The organism is Marichromatium sp. AB31, from assembly GCF_003718685.1.
Classification (GTDB): Bacteria; Pseudomonadota; Gammaproteobacteria; order Chromatiales; family Chromatiaceae; genus Marichromatium; species Marichromatium gracile.
On record NZ_RHFI01000066.1, the window covers coordinates 1 to 411 of the forward strand.

The following is a 411-nucleotide window of genomic DNA, read 5'->3' on the forward strand; positions in this document are numbered from 1 at the left end:
TCGACCGGGGGCACGACCTACAACCTCGCCGCCGCCGATGACTGGAACACCGCGGTGAGCGCCGGCGACAGCAGTGATGCCACCGGCAACGGCCTCACCGTCAGCAATGTACCGATCCCGACGCTGACCTCGGCGACCTATGACGCGAGCAACGGCACGCTGGTGGTCACCGGCAGCGGGCTGCTCGCCCGCGGCGGGGCGGCCAACGACATCGACGCCTCCCGGCTCACGCTCGTCGGCGAGGGCGGCGCGAGCCATACCCTCACCGACACCGCCGACGTGGAGCTGACCTCGGCGACCGGCTTCACGCTGACGCTGAGCGCCACCGACCGCGCCGGGGTCGGGCCGCTGCTCAACCAGGACGGCACCAGCGCGACCGGGGGCACGACCTACAACCTCGCCGCCGCCGAG

Annotated in this window: 1 protein-coding gene; it reads left to right on the forward strand. The window is 72.7% G+C overall.

Translation table 11 applies throughout. The annotated features are described in order from the left end of the window. A partial coding sequence (locus EBL84_RS17210; RefSeq protein WP_223807052.1) for a hypothetical protein occupies positions 1 to 411 on the forward strand: 411 nt, incomplete at both ends.